Annotated in this window: 23 protein-coding genes; 10 read left to right on the top strand and 13 right to left on the bottom strand. The window is 69.8% G+C overall.

Annotated features, from left to right (window positions below; all coding sequences use genetic code 11):
* Positions 1–29: 29 nt before the first annotated feature.
* Positions 30–1,553 (bottom strand): CehA/McbA family metallohydrolase, encoded by a 1,524-nt coding sequence (locus ACFYO0_RS24560; RefSeq protein WP_388679691.1) that lies wholly within the window; start codon positions 1,551–1,553, stop codon positions 30–32.
* Between the two features lie 257 nt (positions 1,554–1,810).
* Between ACFYO0_RS24560 and ACFYO0_RS24555 the strand changes: the two genes are divergently transcribed.
* The 3 genes from ACFYO0_RS24555 (at position 1,811) to ACFYO0_RS24545 (ending at position 6,018) form a co-directional block, all read left to right on the top strand.
* Positions 1,811–2,656, top strand: a complete 846-nt coding sequence (locus ACFYO0_RS24555) for an LLM class F420-dependent oxidoreductase (RefSeq protein WP_388679689.1) — start codon at positions 1,811–1,813, stop codon at positions 2,654–2,656.
* A 172-nt stretch (positions 2,657–2,828) separates the two neighbouring features.
* On the top strand, positions 2,829–5,414 hold the full coding sequence (locus tag ACFYO0_RS24550; protein WP_388679686.1) for a bifunctional FO biosynthesis protein CofGH: 2,586 nt from the start codon (positions 2,829–2,831) through the stop codon (positions 5,412–5,414).
* 40 nt (positions 5,415–5,454) lie between these two features.
* Positions 5,455–6,018, top strand: a complete 564-nt coding sequence (locus ACFYO0_RS24545; protein ID WP_388679683.1) for a hypothetical protein — start codon at positions 5,455–5,457, stop codon at positions 6,016–6,018.
* Positions 6,019–6,115: 97 nt separating this feature from the next.
* Here ACFYO0_RS24545 and ACFYO0_RS24540 read toward each other — a convergent pair whose 3' ends face one another.
* A complete protein-coding gene (locus tag ACFYO0_RS24540) occupies positions 6,116–6,658 on the bottom strand; it encodes a DUF2165 domain-containing protein (RefSeq protein ID WP_388679680.1) in 543 nt (180 codons plus the stop codon).
* Between the two features lie 270 nt (positions 6,659–6,928).
* Between ACFYO0_RS24540 and ACFYO0_RS24535 the strand changes: the two genes are divergently transcribed.
* Positions 6,929–8,044 (top strand): ADP-ribosylglycohydrolase family protein, encoded by a 1,116-nt coding sequence (locus tag ACFYO0_RS24535; RefSeq protein ID WP_388679677.1) that lies wholly within the window; start codon positions 6,929–6,931, stop codon positions 8,042–8,044.
* 6 nt (positions 8,045–8,050) lie between these two features.
* Here the strand turns inward: ACFYO0_RS24535 and ACFYO0_RS24530 are convergent, their stop codons facing one another.
* The gene (locus ACFYO0_RS24530) at positions 8,051–9,622 is read right to left on the bottom strand and encodes a sodium:solute symporter family protein (protein ID WP_388679675.1); all 1,572 of its coding nucleotides are present in this window, start codon (positions 9,620–9,622) and stop codon (positions 8,051–8,053) included.
* A gap of 143 nt (positions 9,623–9,765) precedes the next feature.
* Positions 9,766–10,551: an SDR family oxidoreductase gene (locus tag ACFYO0_RS24525; RefSeq protein WP_388679673.1), complete on the bottom strand. Its 786-nt coding sequence runs from the start codon at positions 10,549–10,551 to the stop codon at positions 9,766–9,768.
* Positions 10,552–10,633: 82 nt separating this feature from the next.
* On the opposite strand from ACFYO0_RS24525, the gene ACFYO0_RS24520 reads away from it, so the two are divergent.
* Entirely contained in the window at positions 10,634–11,473 is an 840-nt protein-coding gene (locus ACFYO0_RS24520) for a hypothetical protein (protein WP_388679670.1), read from the top strand.
* A gap of 131 nt (positions 11,474–11,604) precedes the next feature.
* Here the strand turns inward: ACFYO0_RS24520 and ACFYO0_RS24515 are convergent, their stop codons facing one another.
* The 3 genes from ACFYO0_RS24515 to ACFYO0_RS24505 form a co-directional block, all read right to left on the bottom strand.
* Entirely contained in the window at positions 11,605–11,796 is a 192-nt protein-coding gene (locus tag ACFYO0_RS24515) for a DUF397 domain-containing protein (RefSeq protein ID WP_386336753.1), read from the bottom strand.
* 199 nt (positions 11,797–11,995) lie between these two features.
* Positions 11,996–12,868 carry a helix-turn-helix domain-containing protein gene (locus tag ACFYO0_RS24510; protein WP_388679667.1) on the bottom strand — a complete coding sequence of 291 codons (873 nt, stop codon included), beginning with the start codon at positions 12,866–12,868 and terminating at the stop codon, positions 11,996–11,998.
* A 447-nt stretch (positions 12,869–13,315) separates the two neighbouring features.
* On the bottom strand, positions 13,316–14,074 hold the full coding sequence (locus ACFYO0_RS24505; protein WP_388679665.1) for a GPP34 family phosphoprotein: 759 nt from the start codon (positions 14,072–14,074) through the stop codon (positions 13,316–13,318).
* Between the two features lie 225 nt (positions 14,075–14,299).
* Here ACFYO0_RS24505 and ACFYO0_RS24500 point away from each other — a divergent pair, with 225 nt between their 5' ends.
* Together ACFYO0_RS24500 and ACFYO0_RS24495 are read left to right on the top strand one after the other, a co-directional pair.
* Complete coding sequence (locus ACFYO0_RS24500) at positions 14,300–17,497, top strand: D-alanyl-D-alanine carboxypeptidase (RefSeq protein WP_388679662.1); 3,198 nt, start codon at positions 14,300–14,302, stop codon at positions 17,495–17,497.
* A gap of 209 nt (positions 17,498–17,706) precedes the next feature.
* Entirely contained in the window at positions 17,707–19,725 is a 2,019-nt protein-coding gene (locus tag ACFYO0_RS24495; RefSeq protein WP_388679659.1) for an MFS transporter, read from the top strand.
* A 288-nt stretch (positions 19,726–20,013) separates the two neighbouring features.
* Here the strand turns inward: ACFYO0_RS24495 and ACFYO0_RS24490 are convergent, their stop codons facing one another.
* Positions 20,014–20,532 carry a glutathione peroxidase gene (locus ACFYO0_RS24490; RefSeq protein WP_388679656.1) on the bottom strand — a complete coding sequence of 173 codons (519 nt, stop codon included), beginning with the start codon at positions 20,530–20,532 and terminating at the stop codon, positions 20,014–20,016.
* Positions 20,533–20,568: 36 nt separating this feature from the next.
* Between ACFYO0_RS24490 and ACFYO0_RS24485 the strand changes: the two genes are divergently transcribed.
* Positions 20,569–21,483, top strand: coding sequence for an SMP-30/gluconolactonase/LRE family protein (locus tag ACFYO0_RS24485; RefSeq protein ID WP_388679653.1), 915 nt, complete (start codon positions 20,569–20,571; stop codon positions 21,481–21,483).
* A 232-nt stretch (positions 21,484–21,715) separates the two neighbouring features.
* On the opposite strand, the gene ACFYO0_RS24480 is transcribed toward ACFYO0_RS24485, so the two are convergent.
* Both ACFYO0_RS24480 and ACFYO0_RS24475 read right to left on the bottom strand, forming a co-directional pair.
* Positions 21,716–22,105 carry a hypothetical protein gene (locus ACFYO0_RS24480; RefSeq protein WP_388679650.1) on the bottom strand — a complete coding sequence of 130 codons (390 nt, stop codon included), beginning with the start codon at positions 22,103–22,105 and terminating at the stop codon, positions 21,716–21,718.
* Positions 22,106–22,133: 28 nt separating this feature from the next.
* Positions 22,134–23,111 (bottom strand): ArsR/SmtB family transcription factor, encoded by a 978-nt coding sequence (locus ACFYO0_RS24475; RefSeq protein WP_388679648.1) that lies wholly within the window; start codon positions 23,109–23,111, stop codon positions 22,134–22,136.
* A 98-nt stretch (positions 23,112–23,209) separates the two neighbouring features.
* On the opposite strand from ACFYO0_RS24475, the gene ACFYO0_RS24470 reads away from it, so the two are divergent.
* Positions 23,210–24,445, top strand: a complete 1,236-nt coding sequence (locus ACFYO0_RS24470; RefSeq protein WP_388679645.1) for an MFS transporter — start codon at positions 23,210–23,212, stop codon at positions 24,443–24,445.
* On the opposite strand, the gene ACFYO0_RS24465 is transcribed toward ACFYO0_RS24470, so the two are convergent.
* Both ACFYO0_RS24465 and ACFYO0_RS24460 read right to left on the bottom strand, forming a co-directional pair.
* Positions 24,341–24,586 carry a DUF397 domain-containing protein gene (locus tag ACFYO0_RS24465; RefSeq protein ID WP_388679643.1) on the bottom strand — a complete coding sequence of 82 codons (246 nt, stop codon included), beginning with the start codon at positions 24,584–24,586 and terminating at the stop codon, positions 24,341–24,343. The two genes, ACFYO0_RS24470 and ACFYO0_RS24465, sit on opposite strands and share 105 nt — an antisense overlap.
* On the bottom strand, positions 24,583–25,407 hold the full coding sequence (locus tag ACFYO0_RS24460; protein WP_388679640.1) for a helix-turn-helix domain-containing protein: 825 nt from the start codon (positions 25,405–25,407) through the stop codon (positions 24,583–24,585). The genes ACFYO0_RS24465 and ACFYO0_RS24460 overlap by 4 nt, the downstream gene beginning before the upstream one ends.
* A gap of 112 nt (positions 25,408–25,519) precedes the next feature.
* On the opposite strand from ACFYO0_RS24460, the gene ACFYO0_RS24455 reads away from it, so the two are divergent.
* Positions 25,520–25,939 (top strand): ATP-binding protein, encoded by a 420-nt coding sequence (locus tag ACFYO0_RS24455; RefSeq protein WP_388679637.1) that lies wholly within the window; start codon positions 25,520–25,522, stop codon positions 25,937–25,939.
* 117 nt (positions 25,940–26,056) lie between these two features.
* On the opposite strand, the gene ACFYO0_RS24450 is transcribed toward ACFYO0_RS24455, so the two are convergent.
* Complete coding sequence (locus tag ACFYO0_RS24450) at positions 26,057–26,803, bottom strand: phosphotransferase family protein (protein WP_388679635.1); 747 nt, start codon at positions 26,801–26,803, stop codon at positions 26,057–26,059.
* Between the last annotated feature and the right edge of the window lie 99 nt (positions 26,804–26,902).

The raw sequence follows: 26,902 nt of genomic DNA, 5'->3' as shown, positions 1-26,902 counted from the left end.
GTGATCAGAGAAGTCTCTCAGGCGGACCCCTACCGCCCCAAGAAGATCGGGTTCGTGAACGCCGCCAGCGCCCCCGGAAGCGGCGCCACCGCCGCCTCGTGACGCAGTTCCGCCCGTACGTACGCCGCGTACTGGGCCGTCGTACGCCACTCCACCGTGCCCGAGCCGGAGACCGGCAGGACCGGGCTCGTGTGCAGGACACCCTGGTCCGTGACGAAGCGGGCCGTGCAGCGGGGGGCGCCGGTGACCTCCAGGCGGACCGTGACCGGGTCGTCGCGGTCGACCTTCAAACGGCCGCCGATTCCCGCGTGTTCGCCCTTCGGGCCGTACGCGGTGAAGTCGAGCGAGACCGTCCTGGACTCGGCGATGTACGAGCGGCCCGCCTTCAGGCCCTCCTGGATGGCCTCGCGGGTCAGGTCGTCGGCGAGGACGACCGTCTGCGGGGTGCCGACAGGGTCCGGGGGACGATGGGCGTCGCTGTTGCCCATCGCCGGGATCCAGCCGCGGCCCTCGCGGACCGAGGCGACCAGCATGCCGTCCCAGTCGGCCAGGGAGACCTCGTCGTCGGGCCCGTACGGGCCGTTCCACACCTCGACCACGTCCGCCTCGCCGAAGCCGAACTTCCAGTTGCAGCCGATGCACGTGGCGTGCGGGTGGGCGGGCACGACCAGGCCTCCGGAGCGGCGGATCTCGCGCGCGTACTTGCCGAAACGGTTGTCGCGGGCGCGGTAACGCCAGTCGATGAACGTCCCCGGGTCCGTGCCGAGCGCGACGACATGGCCGTTACGGGTCGTGACCTCCTCGCCCAGCAGGATCAGCAGTTCGCCGTCGGGATGGGGGCCCGCCTCATCCGCCCAATGGGGGTGCGCGGCATGGGTGTTGTGCTCGGAGGTGTTGATGAAGTCCAGTCCCGCCTCGCGGGCGAGGGCCGCGATCTCCGCGGGGGTGCGGCGGCCGTCGGAGTACCAGGAGTGCAGGTGGCAGTCGCCGCGGTACCAGGCGCGGCCCCGGCCCTTGGCGCGTGTGGGCGGGTACTTCGGCTTCACGGCGGCGCCGGGTTCGCCGTAGGTGAGCGTGATGGTGATCTCGTACGGGAGTCCCTGCGGGGCCACGGTGTAGGGGCCGAGCGCGATGTACCAGGTGCCCTCGCGGACCGGGCCCGGGATATAGCCGGGCGTCGCGTCGTCGGCGCGGATGAAGAACTCCGTGCGCGCCCCGCCCGACCAGCCGCGGAAGCCCTTGCCGCCCAGTTCCGTGCCGCGCTGGTCGAAGATGCCGATGTCGAGCGCGTTGCCCGCGGTGCCGGCCGGGACGGAGGGCTTTTCGTAGGTGTACGCGACCTTGATCTCCCGTACGCCGTCCGGGACTTCGACCGGCAGATACACGAAGTCGGGGGAGCCGGTGGGCAGTGTGCCGCGCACCGTCTTCGTCTCGTGGTCCGCTGCGGCGTCGGCAGCCTCACTCGGGAAACTCACGCTTCCCAACGTAAGCGCGGCGGCGGCCCCCGTCACGAACAGGGCGCGTCTTGCGATGCCGTGGTCGTCCTCGCACATGCTGCTGCTCCCAAGGTGTCGGGTGGGACAGTCGGTTGTGACCCGGGCAGTTCGGGTGTGACCCGGGTGACGCGGGGTGGCACGTACCACCCTCGTATTCACCCGTGAACTCCCGTGCAAGGGAAGGGAATCGGCAGCTTTCATCGGCGCTTCCAGGGAGCGCCCCCATGGCTTCCGAGGCGATTTCGGGACACGCTCCAAGACTCGTCCGACCGGTCGGTATGGACTCCGGGCGTCTGTCACGCTAGGAAGGGCTCATGCGGATCTCCACCACGATCTTCCTCACCGACGAGACGATCAGCCCGACCCGGCTCGCCCGCGAGCTGGAGCAGCGCGGTTTCGCCGGGCTCTACCTCCCCGAGCACACCCACATCCCGGTCGAGCGGACGACCCCGTACCCCGCGGGCGGTGAGCTGCCGCCCGAGTACGGCCGCACCCTCGACCCCTTCGTCGCGCTCGGTCAGGCGGCGGCGGTCACCACGGGACTTGGTCTCGGCACCGGCATCACCCTCGTCGCCCAGCACGACCCCATCGACCTCGCCAAGCAGATCGCGACCCTCGACCACCTCTCCGGCGGCCGCTTCACGTTCGGCATCGGCTTCGGCTGGAATGTGGAGGAGGCCGCCGACCACGGCGTCGACTGGCGTACGCGGCGGGATCTTGGCCGGGACCGGATGGCCCTGATGCGGGCGCTGTGGTCGCCGGAACCGACGGCATACGAGGGCGACTTCGGGTCCGTACGCGCCAGCTACGCCTACCCCAAACCCGTACAGAAGCCGCGCGGGCCGGTCGTCGGACCGCGGACGCTGATCGGGGGAGCGGCCGGGCCGAAGCTCTTCTCCCACATCAGTGAGTACGCGGACGGCTGGCTGCCGATCGGTGGCCGCGGGCTGACCGAGTCGATGCCGGTCCTGCGGTCCGCCTGGGCCGAGGCGGGCCGCGACCCCGGGGCGCTCCAGGTCGTGCCGTACGCCGTGCTGCCCGGTTCCGGCAAGCTCGCGCACTACGCCGACCTGGGCATCGAGGAGGTCGTCCTGCAACTTCCGCCGGCCGGGGAGGCCGAAGTGCTGCGCGTGCTGGACGACTACGCGAAGTACGTGTAGGGCGCCACGGAGTACATGGAATGGCTACTCGGGCAGGGGGCGGTCGGGGACGAAGCGCTTCAAGGCCAGGGTGTGGGTCGGGCGTTGGGAGACCGTCACCGGACCAAGGCGTCCCCATCGCTCTTGTCACGGCCCCAGGAGTGCCTGATCAATGCGACCGTATGCTCGAAGGATGACGACTTCCGCGAGCTCCGGAACCGGGCCCACCGCGAACGCCATGCGGCGGGCCCTCAAACGCGCCCGCGACGGCGTCGCGCTCGATGTCACCGAGGCGGCCGTGCTGCTTCAGGCGCGGGGCGAGGACCTGGACGACCTGGCGGCGTCCGCCGGACGGGTGCGGGACGCGGGCCTGGAGGCCGCGGGACGTGCCGGTGTCATCACGTACTCGAAGAGCGTCTTCGTCCCGCTCACCCGGCTGTGCCGCGACAAGTGCCACTACTGCACCTTCGTCACCGTTCCCGGCAAGCTGCGGCGGGCCGGGCACGGGATGTTCATGTCGCCGGACGAGGTGCTCGACATCGCGCGGCGCGGCGCCGAACTCGGCTGCAAGGAAGCCCTGATCACCCTCGGCGACAAGCCCGAGGAGCGGTGGCCCGAGGCGCGGGAGTGGCTGGACGCGCACGGGTACGACGACACCATCGCGTACGTCCGCGCCATCTCCATCCGGATCCTGGAGGAGACGGGTCTGCTGCCGCACCTCAACCCCGGTGTCATGTCCTGGACCGACTTCCAGCGACTCAAGCCCGTCGCGCCCAGCATGGGCATGATGCTGGAGACGACCGCCACCCGGCTGTGGTCCGAGCCGGGCGGCCCGCACTACGGCTCGCCCGACAAGGAACCGGCGGTGCGGCTGCGGGTGCTGGAGGATGCGGGGCGGTCGTCCGTGCCGTTCACCAGCGGTCTGCTGATCGGGATCGGGGAGACGTACGAGGAACGCGCCGAGTCGCTGTTCGCGCTGCGCAAGGTCTCGCGGGCCTACCACGGCATCCAGGAGCTGATCATCCAGAACTTCCGCGCCAAGCCGGACACGGCGATGCGCGGGATGCCGGACGCCGAGCTGGACGATCTCGTCGCCACGGTGGCTGTCGCGCGGCACATCATGGGTCCTTCCGCCTGCCTCCAGGCGCCGCCCAATCTCGTGGACTTCGAGTACGGGCGGCTCATCGGTGCCGGTATCGACGACTGGGGTGGCGTCTCGCCGCTCACCATCGACCACGTCAACCCCGAGCGGCCCTGGCCGCAGATCGACGAACTCGCCGCCCGGTCCCGGCAGGCGGGCTTCGAGTTGCGTGAACGGCTGTGTGTGTACCCGGAGTTCGTACAGCGCGGCGAGCCCTGGCTGGATCCCCGGCTGCTGCCGCACGTGCGGGCCCTGGCCGATCCGGAGACCGGCCTGGCGAACCCCGAGGCCCTCGTCCAGGGCCACCCGTGGCAGGAGCCGGACGAGGCGTTCACCGCGTCGGGGCGTACGGATCTGCACCGCACCATCGACACCGAGGGACGTACGGGCGACCGCCGGAACGACTTCGACGAGGTGTACGGAGACTGGGAGGAGCTGCGGGAGGCGGCGGCGCCCGGGATGGTGCCGTCGCGGATCGACACGGACGTACGGGCGGCGCTCGCGACGGCTGCCGACGACCCGACGCGCCTGACCGACGACGAGGCGCTCGCCCTGCTGCACGCCGACGGCCCGGCGCTGGACGCCCTCACCCGGATCGCGGACGACGTCCGCAAGTCGGCGGTCGGCGACGACGTCACGTACATCGTGACGAGGAACATCAACTTCACCAACGTCTGCTACACCGGCTGCCGTTTCTGCGCCTTCGCGCAGCGCCGCACGGACGCCGACGCCTACACGCTGTCGATGGACCAAGTCGCCGACCGCGCCCAACAGGCCTGGGACGTCGGGGCAGTCGAGGTCTGTATGCAGGGCGGGATCCACCCCGACCTGCCCGGCACCGCGTACTTCGACATCGCGCGGGCGGTGAAGGAACGCGTTCCGGGGATGCATGTCCACGCCTTCTCGCCGATGGAGGTGGTCAACGGCGCAACCCGCACCGGAATGTCGATCCGCGAATGGCTGACGGCCGCCAAGGAGGCGGGCCTCGGCTCCATCCCCGGCACGGCCGCCGAGATCCTCGACGACGAGGTCCGCTGGATCCTCACCAAGGGCAAGCTGCCCACGGCGACCTGGATCGAGGTCGTGACGACCGCGCACGAGCTGGGCATCCGCTCCTCGTCCACGATGATGTACGGGCATGTGGACCAGCCCCGCCACTGGCTCGGCCACTTCCGGACACTGTCGCGGATCCAGCAACAGACGGGCGGTTTCACGGAGTTCGTGACGCTGCCGTTCATCCACACCAACGCGCCCGTGTACCTGGCGGGCATCGCCCGCCCCGGCCCGACCATGCGCGACAACCGCGCGGTGACGGCCATGGCCCGGCTCCTCCTCCACCCGCACATCCCCAACATCCAGACCAGCTGGGTGAAACTGGGGACGGAGGGCGCGGCCGAGATGCTCCGCTCCGGTGCCAACGACCTCGGCGGCACACTCATGGAGGAGACCATCTCCCGTATGGCCGGCTCCAGTTACGGCTCGTACAAGTCCATCAAGGACCTGATCGCGGTGGCGGAGGCGGCGGGCCGCCCGGCCAGGCCGCGGACGACGCTGTACGGGGAGGTCCCGGAGGAACGGCAGCGGGCCGCGTCGGCATCGGACGGGCATCTGCCGGAGCTGCTGCCGGTGTTGGACTGAGACTGACTGAGCTGTCTCATCGAGCAGGGGGAGGAGGTGCGTGCCCGTGCCCACCCGACGAAGGCTGCCCCGGCGACGGCTGTCCCCGTGGGCCTGGGTCACCGCGCTGACCCTCGGCGCCGTCGTGGTGGTCGCCGCCCTGGCCGTACGCGCCGAGCAGGCGGCCCAGCCGAAGCCGACCGCCTCCGCGAGCCCCTCCGCCTCGCCGAGCCCGTCCGCGCCGGTGGCGGTACCGGACGACTCGGGCACGGGGCGGCGCATCGTCTACTCCCTCGGCCAGCGGCGGGCATGGCTGGTCGACTCCGGCAAGGACGCCCGCCGTACGTTCACGGTGTGGCCCGGCTCGGTGAGCCCACTGCCCGGCACATACACGGTCACGTTCCGCAATGCCTCCGCGACCGGCTACGACGGGGTGCCGATCGAGAACGTCGTCTACTTCTCCACCCGCTCCGGCGTCTCGATCGCCTTCTCCAACGCCGAGGACGGCTCGTCGCCCCCGCCCGCCCCTGGAGTCGAGACGGGGGGAATTCGCGTGCGCGCGGCGGACGGGGACGCGATCTGGGATTTCGGTAAGACGGGGACGGCGGTTTCGGTGGTCGAGTAGGCGTACGACGCCAGACAGCCGCGCAGCCGGTGCCGACGGTCGGGATCGGTTCGGGAGGCTGCCGGCGAAGTGGAGGCGGGGCTGGGCGTCGCCGACGTCACCTCGTACGGCCGACGTCACCGCCCCCCGTCGCCCGCCCCGCCGCCCCCGGCAGATGCACCACCAGCAGCACCACCCCGCTCAGTACGAAGACCCGGAGGGCGGCGTCCAGGCCGTTCCAGTCCTCCGACTGCCACATGGAGAACCACTCGCCGCCGATGGCGATGAAGCCTGCGCCGAAGAGCAGCATCGTCATGAGCAGGCCTGCCGTGCTCGCGCGGCGGGCGCGCGTGAGGTCCATGCTGCGCAGGCCCGTGCCGTAGAGGGCTGTGGCGGTGATGAGGACGAGGGCGGCCAGGGTCTCCCAGGAGATGATCGCGATGTAGGCGATGTCCTGGAGGGTGCGGGACTCGATCGCGCGCCACATCAGGTCGTCGTCCTTGAAGGTGGTGTCCATGGCCAGGACATGGCGTACGAACTGCTGGTTCGTGCCGTAGTCGGTGATGTTGCCGAACGCGACCAGCGCCATATAGAGGGCGACCGTGCCGGTGAGCAGGGCCGCCGTGACGGGGAGTGCCCGTCCGCCTCCGGTCTTTGTCATGAAAGTCCCCCTGAAGTCCCCACTGGTCCCCCTGAAAGTGCCGCTGTGATGGGTCAAGTACCTTGAGAAACAAGGGCGTTGGCCTCTCGTCTATTCCCCGCTCCCGCCGTCTTCCCACTTGCTTGCGCACACCTCGCACCGCTGCACGTTCCCGCCCAGAATTCGTAAACCGTTCCGGCCCTCAACCGACTGTTCCCATTCGATTACAGTGCTGAGCTGTCAGCCGTACGGGACGGTAGCCGTACGGGACGGGATCTTCAGGAGGCCTCGGTGGGTGCGACGTCCGGTGCCGTCTGGGGGCGTGCCGAACAGCAGGACTTCCGTAGCCGGGTGCGGGGCACACTGCTGGGCGCGGCCCTCGGTGACGCGCTGGGCTCGCCGGTCGGGGACCTCTCGGTGGACGAGATCCGCGCGGAGTACGGCCCGGAGGGCGTCATCGACCTGCCCTTCGGCCACGGCAGCCGTGGCGCCGTCTCGCATCTGACCCAGCTCACCCTCTTCAGCCTCGACGGGCTCATCCGTGCCCAGGTCCGCCGGGACACGGGCGCCTGGCACCCGCCGACGGACCTGCACCGCGCGTACCTGAGATGGGCGGCCACGCAGCACGACTGGGGTCCCGACGAGCGCCGCAAGGAGGACGGCTGGCTGGCCCGCGAGGAGTGGCTGTACGCACGCCGCAACCCCGCCCGCGCCTGCCTGATCGGCCTCGCCGACGACATGATGGGCACTCTGGACGCCCCCAAGAACCTGGAGGAAATGGGCGCCGAGGCCGCAGCCCGATCCGCTCCCTTCGGGCTGCTCGTCGGCTGGGAGCCGCAGCTGGTGATGCAGCTCGCCGTCGAGTGCGCGGCGCAGACCCACGGCCACCCCACCGCCTACCTGTCGGCAGGCGCGTACGCCCTGATCGTGCACGGACTGGCCCGCGGCGAGAGCCTCGACGCCGCCGTACAGCGCTCGCTCCAGCTGCTTGCCGACTGGCCGGGGCAGCAGCCGGTGACCGACGCGCTGCAGTTCGCGCTGGGGGCCGTACGACAGGGCATGCCCACGCCGGCCCGGATCGAGGAGCTGGCCGGGGCGGGTACCGCGGAGGGGTTGCTGTCGGTCGCTGTGTACTGCGCGCTGGTCGGCGAGGACACCCGGCACGGGCTGTGCCTCTCGGTGAACCACGGCGGCCAATCGGGCACCGCCGGAGCGCTCACAGGTGCCCTGCTCGGCGCCCTGCACGGCGAGACGGCCCTTCCGCCGGCCTGGCTGGCCGAACTGGAGGGCCGCCCCACGATGCTCGTCCTCGCCGACGACTTCGCGATGGAGATGACCCAGGGGCCCGCGTTGCACGGACCGGCCGCGTCGTCGCCGGGCTGGCTGGCCCGCTATCCGCGGGCGTAGGGACTTCTAGTCCTTGACCGGCGCTCCCACCACGTCGTCCGCCACGCCCGCCGGGGTCGGGATCGCCGCAGCCGCCGAACCCGAGCCGTCGTCATCGTTGTTGATCTTCGCGAGTACGGCGTCGCGCTCCGGGGTGTCCTCCGGCTTCACGTATCCGATGAGGATGTAAAGGACCAGGGAGACGGCGAGCGGGACCGAGACCTGGTACTGGAGCGGGACGCCGCCGTCGACGTTCCAGTGGATCGGGTAGTTGACCAGCCAGAAGGTGACGAGGCCGACGCCCCAGCTGATCAGCGCGGCCGTCGGGCCGCTCTTGCGGAACCAGGGCAGCAGGCCCAGCATCAGCGGGATCGCGATCGGGCCCATCAGACCGGCGACCCACTTGATGACGACCGTGATGATGTCGCCGAAGAAGTCGGAGTTGACCTGCGTCGCGATGGCCATCGACAGGCCGAGGAACAGCAGCGTGGCCCAGCGCGCGGCCAGCAGCCCCGTCCGGGTGTCCCACTCGCGCACCTTCCGCGAGACGGCGGGCATGATGTCGCGCGTGACGACGGCGGCGATCGCGTTGGCGTCCGACGAGCACATCGCCATCGTGTGCGAGAAGAAGCCCACGATGACCAGGCCCAACAGGCCGTGCGGCAGCAGCTGTTCAGCCATCAGCGCGTACGAATCGGCCGGCACGTCCGTCTGGATGATCAGCGGCGCCACCCACATCGGGAAGAACAGCACCAGCGGCCAGACCAGCCAGAGCACGGCGGACAGGGAGGCGGAGCGCGTGGCGGACTTCGCGGAGTCCGTGGCCATGTAACGCTGGGCCTGGTTCCACATGCCGCCGTTGTACTCGAAGGTCTTGATGAACAGGTACGCGATCAGGAAGACCATCATGTACGGCCCGGCCAGCGGCTCGGTGTGCCCGTCGAGCGCGGGCTCGTCCCAGACGTTCCACAGCGTGCTGAAGCCGCTCAACTCGACCATGACGGCGATCAGCATCGCGATACCGGCGACGAACTGGATGATGAACTGCCCGAGTTCGGTCAGCGCGTCCGCCCAAAGGCCGCCGACGGTGCAGTAGACGGCCGTCACCGCACCGGTGATGAGGATGCCCATGTTGAGCGAGACCCCGGTGAACACGGACAACAGCGTGGCGATCGCCGCCCACTTGGCACCCACGTCCACGATCTTCAGCAGGACGCCGGACCAGGCGAGAGCCTGCTGCGTGGGCAGGTTGTAACGGTTCTTCAGATACTCCAGCGGCGACGACACATGCAGCCGTGCGCGCACCCGGTTGAGCCGGGGCGCGAAGAGGCGGGCGCCGATCGCGATGCCGATGGCGATGGGGAAGGACCAGGTGACGTACGAAGTGACGCCGTACGTATAGGCGATGGCCGCGTAGCCCGTGAACATCACCGCGCTGTAGCCGGACATGTGGTGCGAGATGCCGGACAGCCACCACGGCATCTTGCCGCCGGCGGTGAAGAAGTCGCTGACGTTGTCGACGCGCTTGTGGGACCAGACACCGATCGCGACCATCACACCGAAGTAGCCGATCAGCACGGTCCAGTCGAGACCGTTCATATGCCCCCCTCTTAGGGTCGTGAAGCGCCCGCTCATCGTCAGTTCGCTGGCATGGCGGCGACAACGGCCCGTACCGTCAAGAGGAGGTAAAATAGTTCTGCTTACTGACCTCGGTTCATGTTCCTGAACGCCCCGAAGGAGGGCTAGCGCATCAACTCCCCAGCGTTGACCAGCAGGGACTGTCCGGTGATCGCCCGCGCCCGGTCCGATGCGAGGAACGCCGCGGCGTCGGCCACGTCTGAGTCCGTGGCCAGCTCCGGGAGCGCCATACGAGAGGTCAGCCGCTCCAGGACCTCGGCCTCCGGCACTCCCTCGGTATGCGCCGAGAACTGGACATACGCCTCGACCGGCGGCCCCCACATCCACCCCGGCAGCACGGTGTTCACCCGGATCCGGTGCGGCCCCAACTCCCTTGCCAGGGAGTACATCGCGGACGTCAGCGCACCCTTCGATGCCGCGTACGCCATCTGCCGCACCTGCGTGGGAGCGGCGACGGCCGACTGTGTCCCGATGAAGACCACGGACCCGCCGCGGTCCTTCAGCGCGGGCAGGCAGGCGCGGGTCATCCGCAGCGAGCCGAGCAGGTTCACATCGATGACGGACTGCCAGGTGGCGAAGTCCGCGTCCTCAAGACCGCCGAAGTAGCTGTCCCAGGCGGCGACATGGACAACGGCGTCGAGCCGCCCGAATCGCTCGACCGCGAGTGCGGTCAGCGCCTCGCACTGCTCCTCGTCGGTGATGTCGGCCGAGCGGTAGGCGGTGTGCGTGCCTTCGGGGTCGATCTCCGCCGCCGACTTGGCGAGATTGGCCTCCGTGCGCGCCCCGAGCACGGCGTTGCCCCCATCCCGTACGACCGCTGCCGCGACCTGATGCCCGAGTCCGGCGCCGACTCCCGAGACGATCACGGTCCTGCCCGCGAGCAATGACATGCCGAGGCCTCCCTGACTCTGGCGGATTGTCTGACGGGGCGTCAGAGTATGGGCGTCCGCCGGAGGAAGGAAGGGAAGCGACATGAGTGAGGAGACCCGCAGCGAGGTGTACGCGGAGCTGGCCGCGGTGGGCCCGTACGGCGTTCACCCGGGCCATGCACTGATCACCATGGTCGAGCCGCATCCGGGCCATGAGTACGCGTACAACCGCTGGTACGAGGATGATCACTTCATCTCTGGAGCGATGGCGATGCCCTGGATGTACGCGGGCCGCCGCTGGGTCGCCACCCGCGACCTCCAACTCCTGCGCTACCCCGAGAAGTCGGCGGTCGCCCAGCCGGTCACCGCCGGCTGCTACATCTCCACGTACTGGGTCACGGACGGCCGCTACGACGACCACATGAAGTGGACAGTCGGCATCAACAAGCGGCTCAATCGCGACGGCCGCGTCTATCAGGACCGTACGCACGTCTTCACGGCGTTCCAGGACCACGAGGCGACGGTGTACCGGGACGGGGCGGCGGGTCCGCGCGACTTCCACGCGCTGGACCATCCGTATGCGGGGCTGGTCGTGGAGGTCATCGATGCGGAAGGGCAGGAACAGCGGGCAGAGTTGCTGGAGTGGCTGCGCGCCAAGCACCTGCCGAAGCGGCTCGCCGGCTCTCCGTCCGCGATGGTCACGATCTTCCGGCCGACTCCGCTTCCCGGTGACCGTATGTCGTACGTGAAGCAGGTCGAAGGGGTCGATACGCGGCTGACGTTGCTGTGGTTCCTGGAGGCGGACCCCAGGGAGTGCTGGGAGGAGTACTTCACGGGGCTGGAGGAGCCGGTGGCGGAGGCGGGGCTGGGGAGGGTGGAGTTGGTGGCCCCGTTCATTCCCACGGTGCCGGGGACGGATCGGTACGTGGATCGCCTGCGGTGAGCTGCCGGGCGTACCGGCAAGAACGCGGCCCCCTCGGCTGGTGACGGCGGCCAGTCGAGAGGGCTCTTGCTGTGGTTCCTTATGGAGTTGGTTCGGCCAGTGGGCGGCCGAGGGTCAGGGACCCTCGGGTCTCAATGCTTGACCGATGTCACGAAGACACTCCATGCCTCGGCCGGGAAGGCCAGGGTCGGGCCCTCGGGGGCCTTGGAGTCGCGGACGGCGAGGGCCGAGGTGGTGGGTGACTTGACCTCGACGCACGCGCTGTTCGGGGAGGAGTACGAGGACTTCGTCCAGGTCTTCGTGGCGCCTTGCAGAATTGCCATGTTCGCTCCGATGGTGAATCGCTGGCCGAGGTCACCGGGCCATTGGGGCCACAGCGCGGTTCGCGCCAACTTTGTTGATCGAGTGGCGTGATCGACGCTACTCGCCAACTTCCTCGCCCGGAGGAGCCGTTCACTCGTCTGGGTGGCATATTCCATCCGAACCTTCTGGTTGGGCGCGCTTTGGTATACCCTGCGCCCTTCAGTTCAGCCCGCTTCCGCGGGCGTACTCCTTCGCGATGTCGGCGATGATCTGCCGCGACTGCTCGGGGTTGAGCGCCTGGGCCCGCAGATGCTCGTACATGAGGCTGTACTTCTGCACGTCCGGCGCCTTCTCCAGATACAGGTCGCTGGTGACACCCTCGATGTACACCACGCTCGAATCGGCCGCGTCGGCGAATTCCAGGATCGCGTACTGCCCCGCCAGACCGGAGTGCGCGCCGACGTCGAAGGGCAGTATCTGCACGGTGATATGGGGGAGTTGGGCCATCTCGTTGAGGTGCTCCAACTGTTCGCGCATCACGTTGTTGTCGCCGACCACGCGGCGCAGCGACGCCTCGTCCAGCACCACCCACAGGCGCAGCGGGTCCTTGTCGGCGTTGATGCGCTCCTGCCGCCGCAGCCGGACCTGGACGCGCTTTTCGATCTCGGCGTCCGAGGACTCGGGGGATCCGCCGCGGACGATGGCCTCGGCGTAGGTGGGGGTCTGGAGCAGCCCGGTGACGATCTGGGGCTCGTAGACCCGCAGTGACTCGGCGTCGGTCTCCAGGCCGATGTAGACGCTGTACGGGATGTCCCCGAACGCGTGCCACCAGCCCTGCTGGCGCGAGGCCTTGGCCATTTCCATCAGGCCGTCGACCATTCGCTGGTCCTCTACCTCGTACACCCCGCACAGGTCACGGACGTCGCGCGGGCTGATGCTGCGCCGGCCGTTCTCCAGGCGGCTGATCTTCGACTGCGAGACGAGCAGGCGCTCGGCGACCTCCTCGGCGGTCATGCCCTTGAGCTCGCGGAGCCGGCGCAGCTCCTGGCCCAGCCGGCGTCGCCTGACGGTGGGATTGACATTGGACGCCACGGGACGTGCACCTCCGGCTGCGTGCGGCCTGTACTTTGCGTGTCTGCTGTTGAGCAGATTGCCACCAAGGTGCTTGCCAGCGCTGGGAAACAGCGGATATGCGGGTGCGCTCCGCTGAGGGGCCGATAAGTTACCTGCGGGTGCGTCGTGGCTGGGCGCGCAGTTCCCCGCGCCCCTCAAAGGCCTGCGGCCTCCTTCGGGGCGAGGGCCGCGCCCACGCGGCGGAGCCGCAGACTGATACAGCCCCGCGCCCTTTACGGGGCGCTCGTGCGCGGAGACATGGCCGCGCGGGGCGGCGGGCCGTGTCGTCGTCCGGACGTACGGCCTGCCACCCCGCGCGGCTCAGCGGCTCCCGAACCGGGTCTTGGGGACTTGCGGTGCGGCGCTGACGGTGGTGGTGCTGTGCTGCTCTTGTTGCCCTGCCTTGCTGTGCCGTGGAACAGCGGCTCAGTGCGCCACGGCGCGCGCCATGGATCCTCGGCGCGGTTGCATCGGAACGCCCCGTGTGGGCTCCGATGTGGGCCTGGCTCCGGCGGCGGCCTGGCGGCCGGGCGATGGGGCCGGGCTGCGGCGTGGCTGTGCGGCCACACCGTTCTGGACGTCCATCACGGCGTGTGCCACGAGGCCGCCCATGGGGTCGTGCCTGATCAGGTCCCGGAGGCGGGAGCGCGAGGAGCGCCCTTCGTTCCCCGGGTAGAGGTGCTTGCCCAGGCCGACGGCGTGCGCCAGCGCGGCCAGCGCGGCGGTCCGCGGGTCCGGCGGTACGCCGGTGCGGATCGCACTGTCCAGCCGGGCCTTGATCTCCCGGCTGATCTCCGTGTCCGTCGCTTGGTAGCGAGTCGTCGGAAGCACCCCGCACATCTGTCCCGCGACGGCATGGACCATGCCGCAGCGCTCCAGATGCGAGAGATATGTCTGGCGCAGCCCCAGTCGGGGCCCGCCGATCCAGTGGACGGCACGCACGGGAGCACCACGCCTTCGCAGCAACTCCAACGCGCAGTCCAAAGTCGGATCTCCGGTCGGCCGTGGTGCTACCACGGCGATACGATCCCCGTCTGGGGCTATCCGTCCGGCCAGCGCCAGCTCCACTAGCTGTGCTCCGGCCAGACCAAGGTCGAGCGACTGCGGCTGTGCGGTGGTACCCGTGGTCGGGTCCAGCGCCAGCAGCAGAAGCTCCTCCGGAATCGTTCTGCGGCTCCTGCCCATCCATGCCTCCCCGCGTGGATGAATGACAGGGTGACCCCTCTCACATCGGTCTGTCGAGGGTGCGTGACCGGAATGTAGTGGAACCGATAGGTATGTCGTTCTCGTCTACCGCAGGGGTTAAGCCCGCACACAGGACACTGGTACATGGTTCGGACATCGATTCCGAGCGTCTGTTGGCGGCTCTTCAACGGTTCATGGTTCGGTTGGGCGCACGGTGAGTGGCGCATGGAGGAGGCATCGGTGACGGGCGAGTCCCCCGACAGGTCGAAGCAGCACGAGTCGTCGGCAGAACCGACGTCGGGGAGTACGGCTCCGGTTCCGGGTCCTGCCTCCTCGGGTGGGGGTGGCTCCGATGCGCGTCCCGCGCCGGGTACGGATCCGCGGCTCGCGGTGGCCCGCGAGGCGGTGGCCGTGGCGAGGATGGACACGGCCACGGCGGTGTTCTCCACGCGTGGGGTTATGGACGTGTCGACCTCCGGTGCCTCGGGTACGGACGCTTCAGGGTCGGTTGCGTCGGATACGGCAGGGGCGGAGGTCTTGACTGCTGAGGGTTCTCCTGGGCGGGAGGACTCTGCGGCTGCTTCGGAAGCGGAGGACGCCGCGGAGTCTGCCGCGAAGGGCTCCCCGTCGGGTGACGCCCGGCTGCGGGACGCTGTGGCGGCTTGGGTAGCGGGGGCGGACGCCGGGGCTGAGGAATCGGACTCGGACTCGGGTTCCGGTTCGGGCGCGGGTGATCGTGAGTCGCGAGTCGTGGCGGAGAGTGACGGCGACGTCGAGAGCGACGGGGACGCGGCGGCTGCGGGCGATGACGGTACGGCTCCGGATGCGGAGGCCGGCGCCGAGGAGGCGCGTGCGGAATCCGAGGAGCGTGCGGACTCCGAGGAGCGTGCGGACTCCGAGGCGCGTGCGGACTCCGAGGCGCGTGCGGAATCCGCGGAAGGTTCGGACTCCGAGCCGGAGGAAGCGGTCGCGGGGGATGGTGCCTCTGGCGAAGCCTCCTTGGCCACCGCGGCCCCGGACGCTGACACTGCCGCGGAGCCTGCCTCCGGCACGGCAGTCGACGGTGACGCCGAGGAGGACCGCCGCGCCGGGGGCTCCGATGCCCGGCGTGCGGAGGATGCCGAGCGGCCGGAGGGCGAGGCGGCGGACGGTGCCGACGCGCGGTCGGGTGCCGAGTCCACGGGTGAGGACGCCCCGGCGGGCGGCCGAGGCTCTGGTGCGGACGAGCCGGCGACGGATGCCGTCTCCGGCGAGGACGCGTCCGGTGACGCGGAGAGCGCCGAGCGGCCGGAGGGCGAGGCGGCGGGCGCTGCCGACGCGCGGTCGGGCGCCGAGCCCTCGGATGATGACGCCCCGGTGGGTGGCCGCCGCACCGGTGCGGGTGAGGCGGAGGCGGAGGCGGACGCCGCCTCTGGCGGCGACGGCGAAGCCGTCCCGGCCGTCCCCCAGGACGTTGACGAGGGGGCTGTCTCCGGCACCGCTGCGGACGGTGCCGTCGGTGACGTGGAGGACGAGCGCCCTGCGGGTGGCTCCGACGCCGAGCGCGTAGAGGACGCCGAGCCCTCGGCCGAAGACACCCCGGCCGGTGGCCGTGGTGTCGACGCGGAAGAGGCGGAGGCGGATGCCGCCCCCGCCGACGCAGCCGCCCCCGCCCCCGGTACCGACGCGGAGCCCGACTCCGCGCCCGCCCAGAACGCGCACGCGAAGCGTGACCCCCGCGCCGGCGGCGGAAACGTCCCGGCTGCCGGTCGGGACGACGACCGCGAGTCCGGCACACGGGCTGACGAGGACGAGCCCAAGCGCCCCGTCGACCAGCCCACCGCCGCCTTCAAGGTGCGGGCGCCCGCTGTTGATCAGCCCACCACCACCCTCAAGGTGGGCGATGCCAAGCCGGACGAGAAGCCCGCCGGCGCCGCCCCCGAGCCCGACGACAAGCCGGACGAGAAGCCCGCTGCCGCCGAGCGTGAATCCGAGCGCACCAGCAAGTTCGTGGCGCTCAAGCCGCTTGATGAACCGGCTCCTCCCAAGGAGAAGCCGGCCGTTGCACCTGAAGAGAAGCCCGCCGTTCCGCCCGCCGCCGAGACTGCCGCTATCGCGCAGGTCGGGCCGGAGCGGACCGCGCAGCAGCCTCTGCCGCCCAAGCCGCCGCTCGATCTGCTGGCGGAGCTGACGAACACGCCGCCGCCTCGGGAGACCCCGGTGCGGACGATCGTGCGGCGGGTCAAGATCTGGACGCCGCTGGTCATCCTGCTGGCCGTGGTGTTCGCGGTGGTGCAGGCGGTACGGCCATTGCCGACGCCCGCCCTCGCGCTGACGGCCGACAAGTCGTACACCTTCGAGGGCGACAAGGTCACCCTGCCGTGGCCTGAAGAGGGCCAGGGCTGGATGGACGTCAACGGCATCGGCACGGTCGACAACTTCGGCGAGCAGAAGCCCGTGGCCATCGGCTCCGTCGCCAAGGCCATGGTCGCGTACGTGATCCTCAAGGATCACCCGCTGAAGCCCGGCGAGGAGGGCAAGAACATCCCCGTCGACGCGAAGGCCGAGACGGAGGGCGGTTACGACAAGGACGGCGAGTCCACGCTCAACACCATCAAGGAGGGCGACACCCTCACCCAGCGGCAGGCGCTCGCGGCCATCATGATTCCGTCCGCGAACAACGTGGCGCGGCTGCTGGCCCGTTGGGACACGAACGGTTCCGAGGCCGCGTTCGTCAAGAAGATGAACGACGCCGCCGCGGACCTCGGGATGAAGAACACGAAGTACACCGACCCCTCCGGCCTGAAGGAGTCCACCGTCTCCACCGCCGAGGACCAGGTGAAGCTCGGCAACGAGCTGGTCCAGATGAAGGCGCTGACGGACATCACCAAGCTGCCCACCTGGAAGGACCCCTCGGGCCGGGAGTGGCAGAACTACAACCGCCTCGTCCCGTACGACAACGCCATCGGCATCAAGACCGGCTCCACCACCAAGGCCGGCGGCAACCTGCTGTTCGCCGCGACCGAGGACGTGGACGGCGAGATCGTCACCGTCGTCGGCGCGATCCTCGGCCAGCACCAGCCGCCGATCATCGACACCGTCAACGCGGTCAGCAAGACGGCGATGCTCGCCGCCCAGGACGCGCTGACCTCGTCGAAGATCCTTGAGAAGGGCGACGTCGTCGGGTACGTGGACGACGGGCTCGGGGGCCGGACCCCGGTCGTCGCCACGCAGGACGTCTCCGCGGTGGGCTGGGCCGGCAAGACCGTCGAGCTGGACCTGAGCGACGACGGTACGGAGATCCCGCACGAGGCGAAGGCGGGAACCAAGGTCGGCGCGCTGAGCGTCGGTGACGGCACGGGCGACGCCGTCGAGGTCCCGGTGGCCCTCCAGTCGGACCTCACCGAACCGGGTTACGGCTCCAAGCTCACCCGCGTGAGCTGACGGCCGGAGGGGCAGCCGGCCGGGCAGTCAGCGCGCCCCATTGGTGAGTTGACGGCACGCGCGTCCCGGTGACACAGCGCGACGTACGTGCCGTATCCCGCCCGGGCGACCTGCGGCGGGGTGCGTGCTAGCGTCGCAAGGATCGGGGCAGCTCACCGGCGCGGGGTCCGGCTGAGAGCGAACAATGGGACACGGGGAGTGCCTTTTACGTGGCGACAGCGGAGCCGACGCACGCCGAAGACGCCGAGCCGAGCCGAGGAGGATCCGGCTCGCGAATAGACGAGCGTGCGCGGGAGGCGGACGGCCGCGACGTGAACCACGACGGCGGCCGTGACGCGCGTCAAGAGGCCCGCGACGACGGCAGCGACGAGGCCGGCGACGGCACCCGCAAAGCCCGTCGAGAGGCCCGCGACGAAAGCCGTGCAGCATGTCCAAGTCGTGAGGCCGACGAGACCCCTCCGCCCCCCACCTCCTTCGCCCGCTTCCTCCGCCACCCCGTCACCCTCGCCACCGCCCTCGCCGGTGTGCTGCACGTCGTCTGGTTCTTCACGTTCGCCAACAGCGGTGGCGACCTCGCGGCGCAGGACGCCTGGGCGGAGTTCGTCGGGCGGCATCCGGACTCGGCGTACAACCTCGCCTGGTACGGGGGCATGCACCCCGTCTCGTACAGCGTCGTGTCCCCGTATCTGATGTCGGTGCTCGGTGTGCGGCCGACGATGATGATCGCGGGGACGGTCTCCGCGGGCCTGCTCACGCTGATCCTCATGCGCAGCTGGGCCGTAAGGGATCTGCGGGGGCCCGCGCTCATCGGGGTGTTCGCACTCTTCTGCAACGCCGTGTCCGGCCGCGTGACCTTCGGTCTCGGCATGGTCTTCGCGCTGGGCGCGACCGCCGTCGTCTTCTGCTGGCCCCACCGCTGGCGCTACAAACGCTGGGCCAAGGCCCTGTGCGCCGCTCCGCTCGCCGCGATCGCGACCGCCGCGTCGCCCGTGGCGGGGCTCTTCGTGGGACTGGTCGCCGTGGCGCTGTTCCTGCAGAAGCGGCGCCCGGGCGCGTACGCGCTGGGCCTCGCGCCCGCCGCCGTCGTGGGTGTCTCGGCGTGGCTGTTCCCGTTCTCCGGTACGCAGCCGATGCTGTTCGGGTCGGTGGTCCTGCCCTTCCTGTTCTCGGGCTTCGTCTACTTTCTCGTGCCCAGGGAGTGGAAGACGGTCCGGATCACGGCCGGTGTGTACGGGCTCTCCGTGGTCCTCGTCTGGTTGATCAGCTCGCAGATCGGCTCCAACATAACGCGGCTTGCGATGCTGTTCGCGGGCGTCGTACTGCTGGCGGCGCTGCCGTTCACGATGCCGCGCTCGCGCAGGTGGTACGCGCTGGTCGTGGCCTCCGCGGGGTTCGTCGCGTGGATCGGCTTCAAAGCGGTGGACGACACCGTCAACGCGACGCCCGCCGCATCCTGGGCGCGTGAACTCGCCCCCATAGTCGATCAGCTCCAGGAGGTCAACGCCGAGAAGGGCCGCGTGGAGGTCGTACCGGCCCGCTCGCACCGTGAGGCGTCCGCGCTCGCGCCGTATGTGAACCTCGCCCGCGGCTGGAACCGGCAGGCCGACATGGAGCGCAACCCGCTCTTCTACGACGACACCCTGAACTCCGCCAACTACCACGAGTGGCTCAAGCGCTGGGCCGTCCACTACGTCGTCCTGCCCAAGGACGAGCCCGACGGGGACGGCGGAGAGCGCGAACGCGAGCTTGTGCAGCGCGGCCAGCCGTATCTGACGCAGGTCTGGGGCGACGCGAACTGGCAGCTCTTCAAGGTCACCGATCCCACGCCGCTCGCCGACCCGCCCGCCGTCGTCGAGCGGGCCGGGCAGGACGAGATGACGATCAGGGTGAGGGAGGCGGGGCGGGTTCTGATCCGCGTGCCGTACTCGCCGTGGCTCGGTCTCGTCGACGCCGAGGGCAAGAGCGTCACGCCTCCGCAGGAGACAAAGGAGTCCGAGCGGCTGCGGGAGGTCGACGAGGACGCTCCGAAAACGTTCGAGAACGTCGCGGGGTGTCTGATGGAGGCGGAGGAGGATGCGAAGGGGGACGAGTGGACGGAGCTGGTGGCTCCGCGGGCTGGTACCTATCGCCTGGCGGCGCGGTACCAGCTGCCTCGGGGCACGGGGTGCCCCGAGGAGCTGCGGGAGTCGCTCCTCGGGGTTGGGGGAGTTGCTCCGCAGTTCCGGTGATGTGTGCGGGTCCGGTGGGGTGCTGGTCGCTCTCCCACTCTCGGCTTTTCTCGAGCGGGCCTCCATCGGTGCGGAGCCGCACCAGGTCACCGCCCCGCGCCCTTATGGGGCGCTCCCGCCACCCCGTGAGCGCCTTCGGCGAGAGCCCCGCGCCGGCGGCGAACGCGCCGATCGTCAGCAGGCCCTCGTCCATGGCGCCATCCTCCGTCACCGGGCGACTGCCGCCCGGTGACGAGGCCGGTGATCCCTGCCCCAGGGGCAAGGTCAAGCGGGGTTGGTCAAGCGGCGCTACGCGACAGCCTTCTCCACCGCCGCCACGACCTCCGCGGACTCGGGCTCCGTCTGAGGCGAGAAGCGGGCGAGGACCGTGCCGTCGCGGCCGAGCAGGAACTTCTCGAAGTTCCAGCGGATGTCGCCGCTGTGGCCCTCGGCGTCCTCGGTCGGCACGAGCCGCTCGTACAGCGCGTGCCTGCCCTCCCCGTTCACCTCGATCTTCTCGGTCATCGGGAAGGTCACGCCGTACGTCGCGGAGCAGAACTCCGCGATCTCCTCGGACGTGCCGGGCTCCTGGCCCATGAACTGGTTGCAGGGCACCCCGAGCACGGTGAAACCCTGCGCGGCGTACCGCTCGTGCAGCTGCTCAAGGCCGGCGTACTGCGGAGTGAGGCCGCACCTGGAGGCCACGTTCACGATGAGTACGGCCTTGCCCTTGTACTGGCCCAGATCGGCGGAGCCGCCCTGGAGGGAGGCGATGTCGACGTCGTACACGGAATTGGAATTCGTCGGGTCCGGCTCGTTAGTGGTCATGTCCGGATGCTAACCGGGATGGGTAAGGTCGCCCGCGTGACGAGAGTGAATGGGATCTACGAGACACTCGACGACCGCTTCCGCACCGGTCGCTGCACGCTCGGGGACGTGCGTCTGGAGCGCCTGTACGACGACTGCCGCTGGGCCGAGGGCCCGCTCTACCTCCCCGCCTGGCGCCAGCTGATCTGGAGCGACATCCCCAACGACCGCCTCCTGCGCTGGGACGAGACGACGGGCACGGTCGGCGTCTTCCGCACACCGGCCGGCCACAGCAACGGCAACACCGTCGACCGCCAGGGCCGCCTCATCTCGTGCGAGCAGGGCAACCGGCGGGTGACGCGCACCGAGCACGACGGGCGGGTGACGGTCCTGGCCGACCGTTACGACGGCAAGCGGCTCAACAGCCCGAACGACGCCGTCGTACGCTCCGACGGAACGATCTGGTTCTCCGACCCCGACTTCGGGATCCTCAGCGACTACGAAGGGCACCGGGCGGAGAGCGAGATCGGCGCCTGCAACGTCTACCGCGTCGACCCGGCGACGGGCTCCGTGACCTTGGCCGCCGACGGGCTCCGCGGCCCGAACGGGCTCGTGCTCTCCCCTGACGAACAGCAGCTGTACGTCTCCGACACCCGCCTCAACCAGGTCCGGGTCTTCGACGTCCACGAGAACGGCACGCTCGGCGAGGGCAAGGTCTTCGCCGAGTGCCGCCCCGGCGGCGGGGTCTTCGACAACATCCGCTTCGACGACGAGGGCCGCCTGTGGGTGGCCGCCTGCGACGACGGCGTCCACTGCTACGACCCCGACGGCACCCTCATCGGCCGCCTGCTGATCCCCGAGACGGTCTCCAACATCGCGTTCGGCGGACCGAAGAACAACCGCATGTTCATCACGGCCACGACGTCGCTGTACTCGCTGGTGATGTCGGTGACGGGCGCTGCGCGGCTTTGATGTGACGTTCGGCGTCAGTTGGCCATGCGCAGTGATAGTCGGCCACGAGTCCTGCGCGCCATTTTGGCCGTGGCCGTGGCCGTGGCCGTGGCTGAGCGACTGAACGGCTGTGCGGCTGATCTGGCCGCTGAGTGCTTGAGTTGGTCGCTTGAGCGCCGCAGTCGACCCTGGGCTGAACACAAGGCCGCGGTTTCTGCGGGGCGACTGACCCGAGTGGAGTTCGGTCCGTCGCTCAGTAGCCGGGCGGGATCCGGTCCTGCGGCCCGTCAGCCATCTCTGCCGCGCCGTCGTCCATCTGCGCCCGCTTGGCCACGGCCGGGTCGGCCGAGTCCGAGACCAGCTCCGCGATGCGCAGGGTGCATTCCCACTCCGAAAGCTTGCCTTTGATCACCACCAGGTATGACTCCTGGTCGGCGAAGCGGTACACGCGGCGCCGCTTCTCGACGATATTTTTCCTCGGTACATACGTGTGGAGGGCAGCACGGAGTGCCTTCAGTGCCTCGTCCTTGGTTTCCTGCCCACGGCAGATGAACTCGGTCCTGTACACGTCGCTGTAGTACTCCGCGATCACGACCCAGTTGCCCATGCCCACTCCCCCTTCGGCGCGTTGCCAGTCAGCCACAGCTCAGCCTCCGCAGCAAGACCCAAGGTCAACTTCGAAGACCCGCCTTGACGAGAACCTCGCCCGCCGGAGTCCGGTAGTAGAGCACCGACCGTCCCGCCCGCCGCCGTTGGACGAGTCCGGCGTCGAGCAGGATCTTCAGGTGGCGGCCGACGGAACCGAGTCCGTGCCCCGTGACGGCCACCAACTGGCTCGTACTCAAGGGTGATTCGAGCAGCGCGAGTACGCCCGCCCGTGCGGGTCCGAGCAGCCTGTTGAGGCTCTCGGGCGCGGCGGCCGGCTCGCCCCCGGCCAGCGCGCCCGAGCACGGGTACACGACCGCGTACCGGTGTGGCTCCTCCCAGGACACCCAGCCGTGCCGCCGGGGCGTGACCGGCACGAAGAAGAGTTCGGCACCGGAGATCTCACGCGGCGGGTACTCGTGCAGGTTGACCTGGAGCCGGTTCTGGCCGAGCCAGCGCATGCCCGGCCGCATGGCGTCGAGCGCGGCGGCCCAGCCGCCCTGGCTCAACTGGGCGGTGCGGGCGACGACATCGGCTTCGAGTACGCGTCGCCGCCGGTCCCAGTAGGGGCGTACGGCTTCGGCCCAGACGTACCGGAGCAGGCCGGCGGCACGGGCTGGAAGGTCGTCGCGGTCTTCGAGGACGCGCGGCAGCGGGCCGCCGCTCAGGGCGACGGCGAGGTGGGCGCGGGCGGCTTCGGGGGACGCGTCCCGTACGCGCGCGACTTCCGTGTCAAAGTCCTCCTGCTCTCCGGTCGGGGTCGGCGTGAGGAAGTCGGCGATCCACGCCTCGCCGAGCCCGGCCCGTACGACGGCGGCTGTGACGGGATCTGCGGCCAACCGCCGCCTGTACCCGGCGAGATGGGCATCGAGCCAGGACCGCTCGCCGGGGTGCGCGGCTGTCCCCGAATGCAGCGTCTTGAGACTGGCGAAGGTCTCGGCGAGCGGGGACAGCACGAAACGGCTCCCGGCGAGGGTGTCGGCGTTGACCTGCCACCAGCCCATGCCTGTCTGCCCGCCCCCCCCCCGGCTCACCGTTGTGGTGGTTTCGCCTCAGTGCGAAACATTAACGGCCGGGATATGGACACTCCGAGACTCCGCTCATGCGCTCCTACCGATCCCTGTTCCGCACACCGGAGTTCACGCCGCTGTTCCTGACCTCCCTCGTCCAGGTGGCCGCGCAGACGATGAGCGGTCTGGCCCTGGGGACCTTGGTGTACGCGGCCACCGACTCGCCCCTGCTCTCGGCGCTGAGCACGTTCGGCCCGTCCCTGGCCCAGGTTCTGGGCGCGACCACGCTCCTGTCGGCGGCCGACCGGCTGACTCCCCGGGCCACGATCACGGGCATCGCCCTGGCGTTCGCGGCGGGTACGGCGATCCTGGCGGCGCCCGTGCCCCTGTGGGCGACCTTCGTCCTGATCCTGCTGCTGGGCCTGGTGGCCTCGTTGGGCGGGGGAGTCCGCTGGGGTCTGCTGAACGAGATCCTGCCCGAGGACGGCTATCTGCCCGGTCGTTCGGTCTTCAACATGGCGAACGGGCTCACGCAGATCACCGGGTACGCGACGGGCGGCGTCCTCGTCACGCTCCTGTCCCCACGCGGCACCCTGCTCACGGCCGCGGCGTTCTACCTCGCGGCAGCGATCACGGCCCGCCTCGGCCTGACCCGCCGCCCGCCCCGCGCGTCCGGCCGCCCCTCCGTGGCCGAGACCTGGCGTACGAACGCGCGCCTGTGGTCGTACGCACCCCGCCGCAACGTCTACCTGCTCCTCTGGATCCCCAACGGCCTGATCGTGGGCTGCGAGTCGCTGTACGTCCCGTACGCCCCCGACGACGCGGGCCTGCTCTTCGCCTGCGCGGCGCTGGGGATGTTCGTCGGGGACGTGACCGTCGGCCGCGTCCTCCCGCCCCGGGTGCGGCCCCGGTTCGGCATCCCTTTGCTCCTGCTGCTGGCCACGCCGTACCTGGTGTTCGCTCTGCGGCCGGGGGTACCTGCGGCGGCAGTCGTCGTAGCCGTGGCCTCCGTCGGCTTCGGGGCGAGCCTGGTCCAGCAGGAACAGCTGATGGCCCTCACCCCGCCCGAACTCAGCGGTCACGCCCTGGGGTTGCACTCCGCCGGGATGCTCACGATGCAGGGGATGAGCGCCGGGCTGGCGGGGGCGGTGGCCCAGCTGACGTCGCCGGGGGCGGCGATGGTGGTGATGGCCGTCGCGTCGATCGCGGTGACGGTGTCGCTGTCAGTCGCGGTCGCGGGTCAGCGTGAGGAACGACGTCCAGGTGGCGGGGGTGACGGTGAAGAGCGGGCCGTCGGGGTTCTTGGAGTCGCGGATGTGGATGGCTGAGGGGTGGGCGGCTACTTCGAGGCAGTCGCCGCCCTCGCTACCGCTGTAGCTGGACTTGCGCCAGATGTAGGCGACTTCGAGGCAGGCGCCGCCCTCGCTGCCGCTGTAGGTCGACTTGAACCAGTGCAGTGCGCTGCTCATTGCTCTCCCAGCAGACGGTCCAACAGGCCTCTGGTGTCCTCGGTGTTGAGGGCCTGAGTTCGCAGCATCGCATACTTCTGAGCGAGGATCGCCACCTCGTCCGGATCACCGACCAGCAGGCTGCCGCGCTGGGTCTCGCTGTAGGCGAGGCGCTGGTGATCGGGTGTCTCCAGTAGGACGAAGGGACCATCGAGCGCGGCATGCATGGTGCGCCCGAACGGCAGGACCTGCAAGGCGAGGCCCGGCAGTTCGGCGTACTCACGCAGCCGCCGCAACTGCCCCACGTACACCTCCTTGCCGCCCAGGAAGTCCATGAGTACCGCCTCCCAAATCACGAAGCTGGTGGTCGGCGGCACCTTGCGGTGCAGGATCTTCTGGCGCTCGATGCGGGCCGAGACCTTCTGCTCGATCTCCTCCTCGTCGTAGACCGGAATCCGGCTGCGGAAGACGGCTCGCGCGTACGCCTCGGTCTGCAATAGGCCCGGCAGCACCAGACCCTCGTACCAGGAGATCGCGATCGCCTGCTGCTCGTAGTCGACGAACTCCTCGGCGAAGCGCGGGATGAGATCCACTTCGGGCATGTTGTCCACGCCTGCGGCCAACACGCCCTTCGTCTCGAGAACTTCGTCCAGCAGCTCCGCGAAGTCCTCCTTCAGCGGCCTTCTGCCCTGCTCGATCGACGCGATGGTCTCCTCATCCACCAACGCCCGCTCGGCGAGGGTGCGTTGAGTGAAACCCGCCGCCCGCCTCAGCACACCCACCTGCGCGCCGACCATCTTCATCGCCGACGCGTTCTTGCGCGAACGCTTCCTGGAGTTCATGCGGTCCAACTCCCCACCACGGTACGTACGTTCACCGCGAGCGACCCGTACAAGAAATCCGTACGGGCCCACTCACTGCTCCATCATGAGCACAGAGCGTGACACTCGTCCCGTGAACAACGAAACGTCACCCGCTCCCCGCGAGCGCTTCTACCGGCGCGAACGCCAATCGGTTCCCGCGGCAAGGGAGTTCACGAGGACGGCGCTGGAGGACTGGGGCGTACGGAACGAGACGTACGACGATGTCCTGCTGTGCGTCAGTGAACTCGCCACGAACGCCCTCCTCCACGGCGTACCTCCGGGCCGAGGTGTCCAGCTCCGCCTGCTCCCCTACGACGACGGAGTGCTCCGCGTGGAGGTCCACGACAGCGGCGACGGGGAGCCGCGCGTCGTGCCGTCCGAGGGGGAGTCGGGGCGGGGCCTGCTGCTCGTGTCGGCGGTGGCGGACAAGTGGGGCGTTGCCGACCGGGACGGGCCGGGGAAGATCGTCTGGTGTGAGTTCGGGTTGGGGGGTTGGGCGCAGAAAATGTAAAGGCCACAACTCTTGCCACGCCGTACCGCTCTATATGTACGTGAACATGCGGATGGTCAAGGTTGGCCGAAGAGGGTGCGAGCCGGTCGAGCCCGTAGCAGTCGGGCCCGCGCAGCCTCACATCCGGGATCTCAGCACGTCGACCTCACAGCCCGGCGCGAACGGGTCGAAGCCGTGCTCGACCAGCCAGCGAACCGCCAGCAGGCTTCGCAACGACCACCACGCGTGGATCACGTCGAGGTCGACGTCGGTGCCATAACCGGCGAAGACGTCGCCGAGGTGCTCCTCGTGTCCGAGCGTGAAGGTGGCGAGGTCGTACAGGGCATCACCCTGGCCCGCCTCGGACCAGTCGATGATGCCCGTGACCTCGTCGCCGTCGACGAAGACGTGCGCGATCTGCAGGTCGCCGTGCGTGAACGCCGGAGTCCACGGCCGGAGCGCCGCCTCGGCGACCCGGCGGTTGCGGGTGACCAGGTCGGCGGGCAGGACGCCGTTCTTCACGAGCAACTCGCACTCGTCGTCGAGTTCCGCCGCCAACGCGAGAATGCTCCGGCCGGCCCGGCCGGGCCGGGGCGGCAGCGGCGCGTCGTGCAGCTTCCGGATGGCGGCGCCCGCCGCGGCCCACGCTGTCGGCGACCCGGTCGACGGCCCGCCGAGGCGCCCGAGCGTCGTCCCCGGGACTGCGGCGATCGCGAGCACGGGCGGCTTGCGCCACAGGACCTCCGGGGTCGGGACCGGCGCGAGGGACATCGCCTCGACCTCGACGTCGATGCGCGCCTGATCGGCGTCCACCTTCAGGAACACGTCGCCGACGCGCAGGGTCGCGCGCTCGGAATGGGCGACGACGACCTTGACCTCATCCATGGGCGACCAGTATCCCGGGGGTGATCGCCGACGTCGCCGGGTTTATCGCGTGCGATTACGCGGCTGACCGCGTCCCGCTACCCGGTGGCCTCGTGCACG

Origin of the sequence: Streptomyces sp. NPDC006365, assembly GCF_042870755.1 — a bacterium.
GTDB lineage: Bacteria > Actinomycetota > Actinomycetes > Streptomycetales > Streptomycetaceae > Streptomyces > Streptomyces xiangluensis.
Note: the sequence above shows the minus strand (reverse complement) of the source record. Positions and strands in the feature narration are given on the sequence as shown.